The sequence below is a fragment of the Celerinatantimonas marina genome (assembly GCF_046054165.1).
Taxonomy (GTDB): domain Bacteria; phylum Pseudomonadota; class Gammaproteobacteria; order Enterobacterales; family Celerinatantimonadaceae; genus Celerinatantimonas.
In genome coordinates, this window is the sequence record NZ_JBFNXK010000007.1 from 229550 (window position 1) to 246438 (window position 16889).

A 16889-nucleotide genomic window follows, 5' to 3' on the forward strand; every position below is an offset into this window, starting at 1 on the left:
AGTCTGATGATCCTTAATGGTTGTGTCGCGCCTTATGAGCGCAACAAATGATGTTTCATCAGTTCAGTTAAAGATCAACAGGGTTTAAATTCTAGCGAGTTGTCGTCGCTGATGCCAGTCGAGGTTCACTTTTCAGCATATTTGTTTCAGAGATTGATGAACGATTATCCAACGTGAACTTATTTAACTGGAAAATAGAGGTTGATTTGGGTAGAGGTTCTCTTTATTGGGGTAACACGTTGGTGAATCAGATATAACGGGCATTTGCCGCGGCTGTTTTTCCCCATCAGTGGTGCTAGAATACGGCCATAAATGACAATACAGGATAGGAAGTTCGGCCGAATGTTAAAGATCTATAATACGTTGACCCGTCAAAAAGAAGAATTTAAGCCCATACATCCCGGTAAAATCGGGATGTATGTATGCGGGGTCACGGTCTACGATTACTGTCATATTGGTCACGGCCGGACTTTTGCAGCCTTTGATACCATTGCGCGCTATCTGCGTTGGCGTGGTTATGAACTCAAATTTGTACGTAATATCACGGATGTTGACGATAAGATTATCAATCGTGCTCACGAAAATAATGAGTCTTGCGAAAATTTAGTGAATCGGTTTGTCGATGCGATGCACGAAGATTTTGCAGCACTAGGCATCGGTCGCCCTGATATCGAACCGACTGTAACCACGCATATGGATGACGTCATTGCGATTGTTGAGAAACTGATTGCCAATGGGAATGCCTATGTGGGCGATAATGGCGATGTGATGTTCGCGGTCGACAGCTTCCCTGAATATGGTCAGTTAAGTCAGCAAAATCTGGAAATGCTACAAGCGGGGGCACGAGTTGATATTAATGAAAACAAACGCAATCCGCTAGACTTTGTGCTCTGGAAAAGTGCGAAACCGGGGGAACCTTGCTGGGCTTCTCCTTGGGGCGAAGGCCGTCCGGGCTGGCATATTGAATGTTCTGCGATGAATATGAAACATCTTGGCGATGTTTTTGATATTCATGGCGGTGGCTCTGACTTGGCTTTTCCGCATCATGAAAATGAGATCGCTCAAAGTTGCTGCGCGCACCACACCAAGTATGTGAATTATTGGATGCATAGCGGCATGGTGCAGGTAGACAAAGTAAAAATGTCTAAATCCTTGGGCAATTTCTTTACTATTCGCGATGTGCTTAAAGAATATGACGGCCAGAGCGTACGTTATTTTCTGATCTCGGGTCATTATCGTAGTCAACTTAATTATTCAGAAGATAACCTGAAACAGGCGCGAAGCGCGATGGAACGTCTTTATACTGCGCTGCGTGGTGTGACGGCCAGTACGCCGAATGATATTTTAGCCGAATCTTATCGTGACCAGTTTATGACTGCGATGGATGATGACTTTAATACACCGGAGGCACTGCCGGTATTATTTGAATTGGCAAAAGCTCTGAATCGGGTGAAAGATACGGATGCAGATCAAGCCAGCCAATATGCAGGATTACTGGTTGAGCTGGGGAGTGTTTTGGGATTATGTCAGGATGATCCTGAGCTATTTTTGCAGGGTGAGGCGCAAGATGACGATCAAGAAGTGGCTCAAATCGAGGCACTGATTCAGCAACGTCAGGATGCGCGTGCTGCCAAAGATTGGGCGAAAGCGGATGAAGCGCGTGATGCGCTGACCGCAATGGGGATTGTATTGGAAGATGGCCCTCAAGGGACGACTTGGCGTAAAGCTTGATTTTTTGTAGCTGAGTAGGGCTTCTATCCGCCTTACTCCGTGATGCCCTATCTTCCTTGGATCAGGGGAATGTTGTGGAACTGATTTATCCGAGTTATTCACTTAAAGCTGAATTTAATGCTTTTTGTCAGGATTATTTGGAACATGATGTGCTTCAAGGTGGTGATTATTTACAGGCGATGTCTGATTTTAATCATTATGTGGCTCAGTTACTTCACAACTCCCGCAGTGAGGATCTTCCGTCTTTTCAGACCGCTTGTTCTCATTTTTGGGCTGTAGTCGATACTCAAATTGTTGGAACATTAAGGCTTCGGCATTCCCTTCGAGATCCTTTTTTAGCCACTGAGCTTGGGCATATCGGGTATGATATTGCCCCGAGTTTTCGTCGGCGTGGATATGCGAAAGCAATGCTTTGTTTAAGTTTTGCTAAAGCTGTGGAGTTGGGGATTTTTCGGTTATTGATCACTGCGGATGAATCTAATATAGCTTCTCGGCGAGTGATCGAAGCTAATGGCGGTATTTTGGACTCGATTATTATGGGGCCGATTTTAAAACGGAAAATAGCACGTTATTGGATAGAGCTTGTATGATTTAGATGTGATTCCTATTTTATAGTCGAAATGATTTAAAAAAATTGGTTTATAAATTAGTTGACTTTATAAATAGAAAAATATTGAGAATGGTGCACATAAAAAGTTGAGCTTATTTAGCGGTTTTATATAGATATCTTTATGTGATAGAGAGGTATTTATACTTTAAGGGCATACTAATAAATTTATTTCCCACATAATTAATAAGTCAATATTAAAATAAGAGAAATATTGTCTAAAAATAGTTATGAATGTTACATGTAGAAATTAGAGTAGTTTAAATATGAATGCTAGAGAACTGACAATAACATTATTTTTTGCATGGTTATTTTAAGCATAATCCCTAAAATATTGAGCTAATAATGCAATATAACAGTACGATAATTCCTTATTAAATATAATAATTATAGCTCATAAATTAAGTAATTTATCTATCCTCATTGAAAGCGACTATGTGTATGTCGTGTAGTGGCAACCGAGGTTGTGGTGTTATAGGTTGAAGAGGGTATGAAGAATCGCAATCTAGCTGATATTCTAGTTAAAAATAATCGTTTGGGGTCAATGGGGTGCGTGTTATAAAAAGCGGACTAGTAATACGACTAGTCCGCATGAGATCAATTAAAATAATCGATTATTTTTTAGCTTCACTGTTTTTAGCTTTGCCAGCAGCTTTAGCGGGTTTGTTCTGATTGCCTGCAGGTGCTTGTGCTTTATTTTTAGCCATCTTAAACTCTCCTTTGTTGAGTGTATAGTAAACTGAACAGGGCTCAAAGTAGCACCTTGTTTGGGGACATTCGGGGACATGATCGATAAACTTGCAATACATAATAAGCAACGAAAAATCAAAGGGATATTGTTAAGTCTTGGATGGAGTATTAATAAATTTGCTAGTCGCTATATGATCGACAATAGCGATTATGACGTCGAAGAAGACGAGATTTTGCGCTTTCAGGAAAAAGTAAAAAAACAGTTGAGTCGCTTAACGGTGAGTGAGCTCAAAAATCAGGCGTTGGATGACTATTTGCAATTTCTTGAAGGAACGGATGAGTACCATAAGATTAAGGATAAGATTAAGCTCCCGAGCTCGTTAACTGGATTTATTAATGACTATCAGTTAATTCTGAATGAGGAGCGATCCAAGGTTGCTCGGCAGGTGTTAGAGGTCGCGGCTGCGTATGCGTTATCACTTGGTGCTGCTTTGGCTTTTAACGTGGTTGCAACAGCGGATCAAATGCGTTATTTGGTGATATGGGAAGGTGATATCGGTTACCGGGGGTGTTGGGAACCGGCTATTTGTGAAGTGATTAAAAATTCAGAAGGCCGATTTTATGTGCAGCAGGCCGAACTGCATTTTCATCCTGGGTTGTGTTTTATTGATGATGTGATTGCTTATGACAACAATCAGTTGATTCTCAGTGGCTATCGATATGATCGCCATGATCCAGTAGTCTATCCGACATTGAAGTATTGGGTGACTTTAACAAAAGATAGCGATAATGCTTGGCAAGTGATTGAAGAGCATTTAATAAAAAAAGAAATATTGAATACGAGTGAATTTGGCATCAATCATTTATAGTTTTATTGTTAAATCGATTAATAAATATTATGGAAAGAATAGGTATTCTATATCTAAATAATGGATGTAAATGAGTTGTGTTAGCTATTGAGTTGATCATGGTTTTATTTATCTCGTTTAACAAGAGATATGTTATCCAGTTTATTTAAGATAGTTGTATTGAGGTTGGATAAAACCGAATCGACGGTGAATCTTCCATCAACAAATATGCAATATTTTAGAAACAATGACTATCTTTTAATCATTATAATGTTTATCATTAACAGCTTGGCTGTAGATTGAATCATATGAATATGAAAGTCGTTATTCTAGAGGAATTTTGGACGTTATGAACACATTACGGAGAATTAGTATTCGTAATAAATTTCTATTGGTAATTATATTGGCGGTTATTTTACCAACAGTGATTGTCGGGGGAGTTATTCAATATGCTAGCAAAACGCTGGTACAGCATCGTCTAATTGATATTGAATTACCAAGTACGCTAAGTAATATATCACTCAGAGTGAGTCATGAGACGGGCACTTTATTAAAAGCAAGTGAGCAGCTTGCGAATAATAAATTTATTCAGGATAGTTTTCAGAATGGCAATATTTTACCTCAGGATGAACCACGGCTGATTTCAGAGTTTAATCAGTTATTACAGCAATATGATTTATCCGATGTCAGTCTGGTTAATACGGAGTCTCGTCGCTCTTGGGATCAAAATGGTTTCATGCGTCAGTTAAACCAACCTCGTGATAGTTGGTATTTTAGTTTTGTTGAGTCGAATCAGGAAACTAATGTCAGCATGTCTCAAGCTGATAACGGCGATATGATGATGTTTATCGATTATCGCAAGCCCAACGGTTTATTAGTGGCGAGTATGGCTAAATCGGTCAATTCAATGGTTAATCTGTTGAATGGATTCCAGATCGAGAAGTCTGGTTATGTTTTTCTGGCTGATACCGATGGCAAAATCCAGCTCAATCGTAATCAATCGCTGGTGAATCAGAATTTGAATGATCTTTATGGCGATGAGACCGCAACGTTATTACAAAAGTCGGACTTTAATTTAATCAAAACCCAGTACCAGGGGCAGTCGGTTTTTGTGGCCACGCGCTATATTCCTTCCATGAATTGGTTTGTCGTTGCTCAGGTTCCGGTTGGGGAAGTATTTGCCGATATCCATCATATGGATATGCAAATTCTTTTGACCATTGTGATCGTGGCCATTATTTTCATTTTGTTTGGTTTTTGGTTGGCGAATGGCGTGACCCGTCCGATTAAAATGATTGCCGCTCGCTTTAGTGAGTTGGGGCATGGCGGGGGCGATTTGTCCCAGCGTTTAACTCTTGATGGAACGGATGAGATAGCGCAATTAAGCCAAGGCTTTAATGATTTTGTAGGACAGATCCATCAGTCGATGCACGAGGTGGCATCGACAGCAGTACAGTTGCAGACTGAAGCAGAGAAAGTTTCTAAAAAGGCGGCTATAACGCATAGTAATAGCCAGCATCAGCATGATCAATCATTGCAAATTGTAGCGGCAATGAATCAGATGGGGGCCACGATTAGTGAAATTGCATCCAGTGCGTCGACCGCATCCGATAGTGCTGATCAGGCGTCGGTGAATACTGAAGAAGGTCGGAAGGTGGTTAATCAGGCTAAAGATGTGATCCATAATCTGGCCCAAAATATCAGCAAAGCGAGCGAACAGGTTCAACGGCTTGCTTCTCGGACCGATGATATTGGTTCGATTCTGGATGTGATTCAAAATGTTTCCGATCAGACCAATTTATTGGCGCTTAATGCAGCGATTGAAGCCGCTCGAGCCGGTGAACATGGGCGTGGGTTTGCGGTGGTGGCTGAAGAAGTTCGGAATTTAGCCCAACGCACGGCTGATTCAGCGGGTCAAATTCAATCGATGATTGAAGTTTTGCAACGTGATAGTCAGCAAGCGGTTCAGGCGATGCAGGAAGGGCAACAAGTGACTCAGGACGGTGTTGATGCATCGGATCAGGCTGTTGCGGTATTAAGCGAGATATATGAACATATTCAGGGAATTAGTGACCGTAACCGTCAAGTTGCTACCGCAACCGAAGAGCAAGCAACGACTGTTTTAAATATCAATGAAAACATTGAGGGAATGAACGATATTAATGATGAGACGACGCAAACTGCCGATGAATTAGCACAGGCGAGTCAGCAATTGCATGAGCTTTCTAATCGTCTTAATGCTTTAGTCGGTCACTTTGAGTTATAAAATTTTATTTTTCGTATCATTGAATATTTGATTGTGCATTGAGTGATACGATTTGGCATTCTGCGTCCTTTATGAAATGTTAATGTTCATCATAGGACGCAGCATTTATTGTTCGTGTATATCCAATAAAATTATCACGTTGTAGTTGTTCTATTCATTCATCTGCATCGTTAAAAAGTTAGCCCATAGGTTCTTAACGCTCTCTCAGCTTGTTCAGCTGAATAAAATTGAATGGCTTTCATGCCAACGGCTTCAGCTCCGGCAACATTATGCGGCATATCATCTAAGAAAATACATTCACTGGGTTCTAACTGATATTGGTTAAATAATTCATGATAAATTTCTTGTGAAGGTTTCATATATCCCACTTCGGCGGAAACGATTGCGCCATTAAATAATGGCCAAAAATCATATTTGTTTTTTAGGTAAGCTACGATTTCATGCACATTGTCAGTTAATGCATAGACGCCATATCCCGCATCTTTAATTTGTTGCAGTAATGCTTTGGAGCCATACAACGGGATCAGTGATTCGCGGACATAATAGAATAAACGTTCAGCATCTTCTGCCTTTAAATGAGACCGTTCCTGATAGAGCTGCTTTACTTCTTCCTCGGTTGTTTCTCCAAGATTGAGCGCTCTCCAGAAATCAGTTCGGAATAAATCTTGTCGTAGCATGAGCGGATCAGGGTGTTCTGGGAATGTTAGTCGAGCAATTTCTTCAGGGGACCATCGAACCATAACATTTCCGATATCAAAGATTACATTTTTAATCGTTGTAGCTTGAGACATAGCGGCTCCTAGACCTACTGTTTTAAATGAAATATCACTAGATAAGACGGAGTGTGATTGAATGAAGCAATCAATATTGTATTCGACTTATTCATGTAGTTCTCTGCCTTATATTGTAAATTTAGGGTTTGTTATTGCTGTATTGGGGACATATTTTGATGACTCATCCCTGTGAAATTCAATGATCAGGAGGCTGGCAATCTTTCGTGATTATTGGGTCTCTGGGAGCATTAAAACTCATCGCAACGTTTGCTTCACTAATGAATTGCCATCAGTTGCGTTATGTTTTAAACGCGTTTCATCTGAATAAAAAATTCGACAATAAAAGAGCCATATTCCTTAGAAGACAACCCGAAAGTGCCAATGATTGATTGTCGTTGCTTCGTCATCGTGATCTAAAATTTCACCTATAAACTACTAAGATACTCTGGATCATCTGAAACGTCATTCGTTGACCATTTTATTTAGATACCGTGGGATAAACCGCGCAATGCGGGCTGTATAAAGATGTGCATTTTTTTATAGGTTACAAATAAATAGCCATTATCAACATTTAACCCATTTCCGATTGTTCTTATAATATTGACTTCACTGATCAATATCATGTTCTTAACATCTCTGGGAGAGTAACAATGAAAATAGATATGCAAGGTAAAACGGCGTTGGTTACCGCTTCAACAGGTGGTATTGGGTACGCGATTGCACAGGGATTATTAGATTGTGGTGCTGAAGTTCTCATCAATGGTCGCAGTGACTCATCGGTAGCTCGTGCATTGGCCTCATTGCGGACCCAATATCCTGATGGTGGGGTTAAAGGGATTGTTGCGGATTTATCGGATGCAAATGGTGTCAATCGGTTATTAGAGCAGATTGAGACGCCGGTCGATATTTTGGTTAATAATGCCGGCATTTATGGCCCGCTAGATTTTTATGCAACTGAGGATGCGATCTGGGAGCAATACTGGCAAACCAATGTGATGTCTGGTATTCGGTTATCCAGAGCATTGACTCCGGCAATGGTCGAGGCCGGTTGGGGACGGGTTGTTTTTATCTCCTCGGAGTCGGCCCTAAATATCCCATCGGATATGATCCATTATGGTGTGACTAAAACAGCTCAATTATCACTGTCTCGGGGGCTTGCTAAACGCTTGGCCGGAACGGGGGTGACCGTGAATAGTGTCTTACCGGGCCCTACGATTTCCGATGGATTTAAAGCGATGTTTGAACAACAGGCCAAAGAAACTGGACAGACGTATGAGCAATTAGGCAAAGCGTTTGTGATGGCGCAACGACCAAGCTCAGTGATTCAGCGGCCGGCTTCGGTTGAGGAGGTAGCCAATATGGTGGTGTATGTTTGTTCGCCACTTGCATCGGCAACCAGTGGTGCAGCCTTGCGTGTTGATGGGGGTGTCGTGGATGATATTGTTTAATGCCTCGTTGTTTGGATGTTTATGCCGGAACATTTGAGAAGAATAGATAGATGAGGCCGTGAATGATTTGTGAGTGTTTCTTGTAATCTTCATGAGTGACGTAAAAAATGATTAACCGTCAAACGGCCGCTACGTTGTTAGTGGCCGGGACCATGTTTATGGAAAATCTGGATGCTACGGTTATTTCAACCGCATTGCCCGCGATTGCGGAAGACTTTCATACGTTACCTGAATATTTATCGGTTGGGGTTGCTATTTATCTAGTGGCTTTAACGGTGTTTATTCCGATGAGTGGTTGGTTAGCGGATCGTTATGGTGCTCGGCGGATTTTCTCATGGGCGATCGGGATTTTTTGTGGTGCATCGATATTGTGCGCCTTGAGTTCGAATCTATTGACGTTCAGTATCGCTCGATTACTCCAAGGGACGGGAGGGGCGATGATGGTCCCCGTCGGACGGATGGTCATTTTGCGTCATACGCCAAAACAAAATATGGTGCGAGCGATTGCAATTTTAACTTGGCCTGCTTTGATTGCACCTATTGTAGGGCCGGTAGTGGGGGGCTGGATTACCGTCCATTGGGGATGGAGTTGGATATTTTTGCTAAATGTTCCACTAGGATTGCTCGCTCTGATTGCTAGTTTGAACCTGCTCTCGAATCACTACATACCCATGTCGCATTTTGATTTTTTGGGATTCCTACTGAGCGGATTAGGATTCGGCTTCTTTATGGTGGGCATTGAAGCCATGAGTCGCAACGATACGCCGAGATCGGGGGCTTTCAGTTTCGTGATAAGTGGGATTGCGTTATTGGCCCTGACGAGCAGGCATTTTAAGCATTGTAAAGAACCATTATTTAATTTAAAGCCTTTAACCATCCCGACCTTTCGGGTATCGATTGTTGGGGGATCGCTTTTTCGGATTGCTATTGCATCGATTCCCTTTCTATTACCATTGATGTTTGAGATTGGATTCGGGTTTAGTGCCGTAAAAGCTGGGGCACTATTGTTATGGCTGTTTGCCGGTAATTTAATGATTAAACCTGCCACCACTGCCATTATGAACCGAGTTGGATTTAAGCGATTGTTGATAGGAAATGGCATTTTAGTGGCTTTGGGGTTTGCGATCATGAGCCTGTTTTCCCCCTTAACTCCACAATGGTTCATTATGCTGGTGTTGTTTGTCAGCGGGATGAATCGGTCTATCCAATTCACGGCCATTAATACGATTAGTTTTGCTGATATTCCAGCGGCAATGATGCGTGATGCCACGACGTTGCAATCAACGGTGCTACAGATGAATATCGGAACCGGGATCGCTTTGGGGGCGTTATCATTGGCACTATCCGCTTTGTTTTTCCCGGTAATCGGAGGAAAATTGCAAATAGTTAATTTTCAGTGTGCTTTAGCAATGATGGCGATCATTGCACTACTAGGTGTGAGTGATAGTCTGTTTCTATCTTCTAACGCGGGTTTATCCGTATTGGAAAAGTACCATTCCGTGCATTTGTAATACGGTTCATAGTGAAAGCTAATTGTTCGAATACTAGTGCAGTGATATAACTGGTATATCTTTATAGAATATAAATTATAGCATCAGAGGGATGGTTTATTGATGAAAGACCGTTGGCTGTTTGGGGTTAAATTGGGTTAAATCGTAAGTCATGTCATGACCCAAAGTTAACAGTCCTTCGTGTCAATATCTCTCTTGAGGAGCAAAAAGTGGAAGCGCAATTTGAATTTTCTGGCGATGAAATTGATTTAGTTAATGTTGAAATATCCGGCCCTCGTTTAGTCCTGCGATCAATTACGGCCAGCGATGATCGATCGGTGTTTGAATCACTGACTCCGGATATCGCAACATTTATGGTTGAAAAGTCTGCCGATCACATTGGTCAGACGAAGGATTTCATTCAAACATCGCGCAATAGTATGTTAAGAAAACATGAATTAGTCTGTGTGATCACGAATTATCGTTCAGAGTTTTTAGGATGTTGTCGATTGTCTGCCCATCAGTCAGCCCAAACGCTGGAGTTATCCTTATGGCTTAAAAAATCTGCACACGGGCATCGTTATGGGCAGGAAACCGCGTGGATGTTAGCCCAATGGGCGTTGAAGAATTTAAAATTTGATACGCTATTATTCCCTGTTGATAAACAAAATATCAAAGGCTGCTCGGTGGCTGCAAGTCTGGGAGGGGATATCACTTCTGAAAGGCAAACATTGTCTGGTCATGGAACAACTCTGAATGAGGTCGTTTATTGTATTACCTCGAAAGCGTTGTATGAAAAATTATCCCGAGAATATGTTTCGATTTAAATACTGCTCGAGTTTTGTTCATTGAGTGACGAGTTGAGCCGGCTCGGTCACTCAAATGGATAATTATTTTTAGTTCGTGGGCTTTTCATATCTTCTTTTAACATCGGGACGACCTAAACGTCGCCAGGGGCTGTTGACCTTTCGTGGTTAAATTTTGTTCAAATCAAGCCTGTTTTGAACAAGGTGCGGTCTGTGACGCTTAATGAGTTAAGCAAACAGGGCACAACACCGTTCAGGATGGATTTAAATGAGCCCGAAGGTTGCAAAAACAATTACAAAAGGTCAACCAGCCCCTAGTAGAAGGTCGTCTCAGATATCTCTTTGATTTATTAAATTCACGAATAACTTTATTCATAATTTATCTCTATTCTATTGGAAGAGAACTTATTAGAGTGGACGATAAATATCCAAAAGGAAGGATGCTATGAAATTACATTATCTCGCCAAGATAAAGCTAATTTTATTACTTTTGATGAGTTGTGTATCATTTGTTACTTCCCCAGTAACGAGTGCTGAGTCGTTGTCATCTCAGTCTAAACCTAAAATAGGGATTATTGGTGCGGGGTGGTTGGGGGGCACCGTGGGTAAAGCTTGGATCCGGTCTGGATATCAGGTGATGTTTTCAACGCGTCATCCGGATAAGTTGCAATCAATGGTTACCCAGTTGGGCGCGAAGGCTTCGCTTGGGACCCCTCGAGAAGCCGCTGCTTTTGGGGATATTATTCTTATTGCGGTGCCTTATTCCTCCATTGAACAAATTAGCCGAGATTTCGAGCCGGAGTTAAAAGGTAAAATTATATTAGATGCAACCAATGCGCATGATGGGCCGGATCAAGCGTCTAAAGACGCGGTGGATCATGGCGTTGCGGTTACTTCCGCTAAGTATTTCAAATATGCACGGTTAGTTCGGGCCTTTAGTGCTGTCGATGCAACAGCTATTGAGGCATCATCGCTTCGAAATAGTCATAAATTAGGCGTTCCATTAGCGAGTGATGATCCTCAAGCGATGGCTATCGCTAAAAAATTAGTGATTGATGCTGGGTGTACTCCGGTGATTGTTGGGGATCTGTCAAAAGCACATATGTTTGAACGAGGCAATCCTGGGTTTCGTGCGAATACCACAGCTCCTGTATTACGAGAGATTTTAGGTTTAGCGGATGATTAGTCGTCGAAAATCTAACTGCGATAGGGTAGGCGAAATTAAATGGGGATAGTCGATTGAAAGCGAATGCTAGTGTAAGTTTTATTCGTCGATTTATCGGATTCCAACCCGGTGAGGGAGTTCTGGTTGCATGGTCGGCACTGTATATTATCGCCTTATTTCTAGCTTACTATGTCCTGCGTCCGATTCGGGATGAGCTGGGGGCCGCGGGGGGTGTCTACAATCTACCTTGGTTGTTTTTAGGTACTTTAGTGGCCATGCTGATCATGAATCCAATTTTTTCTTTTTTAGTTAAAAAATGGTCCCGACCTCAGTTTATCGCCATTGTTTATCGCTTCTTTATTTTAAATTTGGTGTTATTCATTGTGGCGATTCAATGGGCTACACCGGCACAACATGTCTGGATTGGTCGCATTTTTTTCATTTGGGTTTCGGTATTTAATCTGTTTGTGATCTCTGTTTTTTGGTCGCTGGTGGTCGATACCTTTAGTAGCGAACAGGGAAAGCGTATTTTTGGTGCGTTATCGGCAGGGGCCACTTTGGGGGGAATTATTGGCGCCGGATTAACCTCATTATTGGTGGCGCATATTGGTCAATCTGGGTTAATGATTATATCAATTCTACTGTTGGAAGTGGCGGTGCAGTCTGCCAGACGGTTAGCTCTTTGTCAGTCAGAGGGGCATCCCTCCGTTCAGCAGTACAATCGGCCGATTGGTGGAAAATTATTAGCGGGAATTGTCGATACATGCCGCTCGCCTTATCTGTTGGCGATTTCTGGATTTATTTTGTTACAAACGATGACCGCCACATTTCTCTATTTTGAGCAAGCGCATATTGCTCAAAACTATTTTAGCGATAGAGCTGCACGGACTGAATTTTTTGCCAGAATTGATCTGTGGGTTAATAGTTTAACACTGATGATTCAACTGTTTGTAACAGGGCGGGTAATTCGTTGGCTGGGTATCGGAGCTGTTCTATGCACGTTACCGCTGGTATGTTTGATTGGTTTTTCTTCATTGGCATTTATGCCATCGATTACTGTTTTCTTGGTGGTTCAGATTGCTCGTCGGGTGGGTAACTACGCTCTGACGCGACCTTCTAGAGAAGTGTTATTTACGGTTGTTTCCAGAGAAGATCGCTATAAGAGTAAAAATTTTATTGATACGGTGGTGTATCGAGGCGGTGATCAAATCGCCAGTTGGTCATATGCTGGGTTAATTGCTCTGGGTCTTTCTATGTCGGGTATCGCAATTGTAGCTATCCCCATCAGTGTGATTTGGTTAGGCCTTGGAAGTTGGCTCGGTTTGCAGCAACGTAAGCAAGCTCGAAAGCTAGCGGAAGACCTCAGTGAGGGCGAACATTTAGTGAATCATTAATAAACGCTTTTTCCTTCACATCTATTTATTGAAGCTGCAAAATCTCTCCCTAAGAGTGGGCCATATTTCGGGAAGCCTCTGGTACTTTAAATCGAGCTTTTGCTGTCACCAGCGCATGCTCGTGGCTAAAGATCCCACTCTGCATCCAGTAAATTCCATGGCGGCATTGATCTTGTTTCGCATAAATATCAACAACCTGTCCGATGACAACGGGTTTATGGTAGCGGATATTTAAATCTACCGTCATGGCTGCAACATGATGAGCTAACAGGAAATGAGTCATCGCGGAGTCCAGTAGTGTACTAGCAACTCCACCATGTAATAGATGATCATATCCTTGATAGGATCCATCGACATAAAAGCAGCTATGGAGGGTTAATGGATCAATCCAGTCAAATTCTAAGTGAAGTGATTGAACTGAATGAGACGGACCACAGGCAATACAATGATCGTGATGCGTCTCAAATGAAGAGTGGGTAGACATGGTTATTCCTGATGTTGATGGCGGCAGCAGTGATGCCCCTGACCTTTAGAGTGACATTCTGCATCAGACTTAGCATGCTCATGGCAATGCCCTTGCCCATGAGCTTGGCCCTGATGTTGACAACAACGCTGGTGATCTGACGGCATGCGATGGATCGCTTTGATTGAAGGCCGTCCCTGACTCACATCGGTGAGTTGGGTTGCGATTTGCGTGATATCTTCCAGCTGAGAACGAATGGTTTCAAGTGACTGGTTACGATGAAGCTGCCAGATTGTCAGTCCGTGGCGTAATAAGCGAGATAACATATTTTGGCCAATGTTACGGATCAGCAGTGTATCGATTTCCAGTGCAAGACATTGGGTCAAGATCAGCTGTTTACCTGAACATCCTTGGCTCAGTGCTGGATTTTCAAACTCCGCAAGGGCGCGACCCGATGGGTCTAAAATTACAAATTTATCAGCACGAGTGAAGTGATTGGAGACAAGATCTTGTTGCATCGGAATAGCGATTTTCATAAGGTTCCCCTTAGATTGTATTGTTAGCATATGCTATATAGTAACTCATTTTTAGCATATGCCAATAAAAATTCCGATATTTGATTAAAAATTTAGGGATGAGGATTATTTTTCGATATCGTTATGTTCAGATATCAAAAGTACCTTTCCGTTGAGCAGGCAATCTGTGACTTTAAAACGAGCCGATTTGACAAGATTGGCTAAAGTTTGTCGTGAGACATTCATGGCTAATGCGGCTTGTTGCTGCTGCATTCCCTGACCATCAACCAAGCGCATGGCTTCAAATTCATCAGCATCTAGTACTTGTTCGGCTAACTGGGTCATTGGAACCCCGTTTGGTTTAAAGCAACTATTTGCGGGTCGTCCACAGATATTTCGGGGCAATTTTGGTCGTCCCATATCATCCTCATTCCGGCTATTCTATAGATTATAGGCAAATTATAGCGCTTTAGAGCACTATAGTTTGTTGGGTTCATCTATCATTATAATGATTTATGTTCGGAAAGATAACAGTCTGGGGGGCATAAATGTCCCGGTGGGTCACAGGGCATTTATCCTGTTAATTTTAAAAAGGTAGATGATACGAAATGGCCATTAGGCTTTGATTCCCATCCGTTAAGAGCGGATAAATCGACGTTGTAGATAGGTTCGAACCGGGACCACAAAATGCTCCTGAAAGATGAGCGCAAAGAAAATAGTACTTAATAAATAGAGTCCATATCCCGGTAGTGATAATGAAATCTGAGCTGCTTTGGCAATGCAATAAGGTTGATCATTCAGACAGGCTAGAGGAGCGCCACGTAAAAATTGTTCTATCGTTCGCCAGAGACTAAATAACGGAACATGAAATGCGAAGATGGGTAGAGAAGCTCCTCCGAGTCTAGGCAACCAGTGCCGGATCCATTCAGAACTGGGGGCTTTGAGTTGTGCACAAAGATAGATGAGCGCAATTTGAGCCGGTAATAGTAAGCCGTTGTGCAGCATAAAATACCAGTAATCTTCTCCATGAGTGAATAGTAATGTCGCAATAAAAAACGCCCCTATAATCCCGAGACCGATGAGGCGCATGTTGGTTGGGGTGAAGGTTTTTTCATTGAGGCGTATTTGACGAAAAAGCGCATAGCCGACAATTCCCGCTAAGAATTCAGGAAGGCGAAAAATAGGCCCTCGTTGTAACAGTCCGGTATAGGGCATGCCATATTGATGAGTGATCACTATAAGTAGTGGTGGAATGAGGTAAATCACCCCAATGACAATGAGCCAAATATGGGGGCGGCGTACATTGGCGAGTTTAGGGGCGATCCAGGGGAACAGGAAATAGAAAAAACAGAGTGTAGATAGAGACCAGAGGGGGGCATTAAAAGTAAGAAAATAAGGGTTCCAAGCCTGTAACATAAAAAATTGGAGCAATAAATTAAAGGCGAGCTGGCCGTTATCCATATAGTGTCGGAATAACTCGGGATGGGTTTGTCCCAAAACTTCATGGGTATCGTAGATAACGAACCGCATACTGGCTGTTGTTCCCTCGGGAGGGATAGCAACCCAGTTCATGAACATGATCACCAGAAATGAAGCTAACAGTGCCATGATATGGATGGGATAAAGATTAAAAAGCCTTTTTTTCCAGAATCCGGAAGCCTTCTCCTTTAGCTCTGAACCGCGGACATAAACATGAGTGAGTAAAAATCCGGATAAAATAAAAAACGTACTCGTTGCAAAAAATCCCATACTGGTGATTTCACTTAATCCCCATACTTTTTTCAATTGGGGATAAACATGTGATGTGTGATAGATCATCACATAACAACCTAATAAAAATCGTAGCCATTCAAGTCCTATGAAACGCTCTTTTTCTAATCGTTGAGTGCCCATATTCGCTATTATCTCTCAATGAAGTGTTTTGATGTTGGTATCGTAGATTTGCAGTGATGCTGGCTATAATAAGTCGATTTTTGTTCGATGAGTCCAGTACTTTTTCTTATTTTTCTAGGTTTTTATATACATATCGTATTCAGGTAGGGGATTTTCTATATCTTGATTATCGCTTAAATATTTACATTGTTAGCGGTCGGTATATATCATATCCCGTATGATGAATACCTGATAAAAGGAGGAGGGTATGTCTGCATGGCTGGCGTATTTAATGTTGTTTATGGCGATTATCTCGGAAGTGATTGGTACATCGTTTTTAGGTAAGTCAGCGGGATTTACGCGGTTGGTTCCAACTCTTTCTTTTATTGTTTTTTATGCCGTCTCGTTTTATTTATTTTCTCTGACCCTAAAAATAATTCCGTTGGCCATTGCCTATGCCACATGGGGCGGCGTGGGTATTATTCTGACTGGATTTATGGGTTTTTTTGTATTTAAACAGCGCCCGGATAGTGCAGCTATTTTAGGCATTGCCTTTATTATTATTGGGGTAGTGATTGTGAATGGTTTTTCTCGAATGAATGTGCATTGATGATTGCTTTATGATCCAGATGAAGACGGCAGTTAAAAAAGAGGTCATTAAATTGTCATAATGGTCTGTTCTAATGCTTGGGACAAAACCTGACTTTATTGCTCTTTTATAACGCTCTTATTAACCGGCCTTTGGCCTGTCTTTTATACAGAAGTCCCTCACATGATGTGAGGGACTTTTTTTGAACTAAATTCTTGCTTCACGATCAGAG

The 16889-nt window shown here is 41.9% G+C and carries 15 protein-coding genes; 10 read left to right on the top strand and 5 right to left on the bottom strand.

The window, feature by feature from the left end:
* Positions 1-342 precede the first annotated feature (342 nt).
* The 4 genes from cysS to ABUE20_RS10180 all read left to right on the top strand — a co-directional run bounded on the left by cysS (position 343) and on the right by ABUE20_RS10180 (position 6142).
* Positions 343-1731 (top strand): cysteine--tRNA ligase, encoded by a 1389-nt coding sequence (cysS, locus tag ABUE20_RS10165; RefSeq protein ID WP_408619795.1) that lies wholly within the window; start codon positions 343-345, stop codon positions 1729-1731.
* 74 nt (positions 1732-1805) lie between these two features.
* Complete coding sequence (locus ABUE20_RS10170) at positions 1806-2321, top strand: GNAT family N-acetyltransferase (protein WP_408619796.1); 516 nt, start codon at positions 1806-1808, stop codon at positions 2319-2321.
* An 802-nt stretch (positions 2322-3123) separates the two neighbouring features.
* Complete coding sequence (locus ABUE20_RS10175; RefSeq protein ID WP_408619797.1) at positions 3124-3897, top strand: hypothetical protein; 774 nt, start codon at positions 3124-3126, stop codon at positions 3895-3897.
* A gap of 328 nt (positions 3898-4225) precedes the next feature.
* A complete protein-coding gene (locus ABUE20_RS10180) occupies positions 4226-6142 on the top strand; it encodes a methyl-accepting chemotaxis protein (RefSeq protein WP_408619798.1) in 1917 nt (638 codons plus the stop codon).
* Positions 6143-6312: 170 nt separating this feature from the next.
* On the opposite strand, the gene ABUE20_RS10185 is transcribed toward ABUE20_RS10180, so the two are convergent.
* Complete coding sequence (locus ABUE20_RS10185; RefSeq protein WP_408619799.1) at positions 6313-6933, bottom strand: HAD family hydrolase; 621 nt, start codon at positions 6931-6933, stop codon at positions 6313-6315.
* 632 nt (positions 6934-7565) lie between these two features.
* Here ABUE20_RS10185 and ABUE20_RS10190 point away from each other — a divergent pair.
* The 5 genes from ABUE20_RS10190 to ABUE20_RS10210 all read left to right on the top strand — a co-directional run bounded on the left by ABUE20_RS10190 (position 7566) and on the right by ABUE20_RS10210 (position 13218).
* Positions 7566-8363, top strand: coding sequence for an SDR family NAD(P)-dependent oxidoreductase (locus ABUE20_RS10190; protein ID WP_408619800.1), 798 nt, complete (start codon positions 7566-7568; stop codon positions 8361-8363).
* 107 nt (positions 8364-8470) lie between these two features.
* On the top strand, positions 8471-9874 hold the full coding sequence (locus ABUE20_RS10195) for an MFS transporter (RefSeq protein ID WP_408619801.1): 1404 nt from the start codon (positions 8471-8473) through the stop codon (positions 9872-9874).
* A 209-nt stretch (positions 9875-10083) separates the two neighbouring features.
* Entirely contained in the window at positions 10084-10680 is a 597-nt protein-coding gene (locus ABUE20_RS10200; protein WP_408619802.1) for a GNAT family N-acetyltransferase, read from the top strand.
* Positions 10681-11104: 424 nt separating this feature from the next.
* Entirely contained in the window at positions 11105-11845 is a 741-nt protein-coding gene (locus tag ABUE20_RS10205; RefSeq protein WP_408619803.1) for an NADPH-dependent F420 reductase, read from the top strand.
* A 53-nt stretch (positions 11846-11898) separates the two neighbouring features.
* A complete protein-coding gene (locus ABUE20_RS10210) occupies positions 11899-13218 on the top strand; it encodes an NTP/NDP exchange transporter (RefSeq protein WP_408619804.1) in 1320 nt (439 codons plus the stop codon).
* 49 nt (positions 13219-13267) lie between these two features.
* Here the strand turns inward: ABUE20_RS10210 and ABUE20_RS10215 are convergent, their stop codons facing one another.
* From ABUE20_RS10215 to ABUE20_RS10230, 4 genes are all read right to left on the bottom strand, one after another.
* Positions 13268-13702, bottom strand: coding sequence for a PaaI family thioesterase (locus ABUE20_RS10215; protein WP_408619805.1), 435 nt, complete (start codon positions 13700-13702; stop codon positions 13268-13270).
* 2 nt (positions 13703-13704) lie between these two features.
* Complete coding sequence (locus ABUE20_RS10220; RefSeq protein WP_408619806.1) at positions 13705-14217, bottom strand: NifB/NifX family molybdenum-iron cluster-binding protein; 513 nt, start codon at positions 14215-14217, stop codon at positions 13705-13707.
* Between the two features lie 105 nt (positions 14218-14322).
* Positions 14323-14616, bottom strand: a complete 294-nt coding sequence (locus ABUE20_RS10225; protein WP_408619807.1) for a DUF134 domain-containing protein — start codon at positions 14614-14616, stop codon at positions 14323-14325.
* Between the two features lie 216 nt (positions 14617-14832).
* Positions 14833-16089 (bottom strand): acyltransferase family protein, encoded by a 1257-nt coding sequence (locus ABUE20_RS10230; RefSeq protein ID WP_408619808.1) that lies wholly within the window; start codon positions 16087-16089, stop codon positions 14833-14835.
* Between the two features lie 247 nt (positions 16090-16336).
* On the opposite strand from ABUE20_RS10230, the gene ABUE20_RS10235 reads away from it, so the two are divergent.
* The gene (locus ABUE20_RS10235; protein ID WP_408619809.1) at positions 16337-16678 is read left to right on the top strand and encodes a DMT family transporter; all 342 of its coding nucleotides are present in this window, start codon (positions 16337-16339) and stop codon (positions 16676-16678) included.
* Positions 16679-16889: the final 211 nt, after the last annotated feature.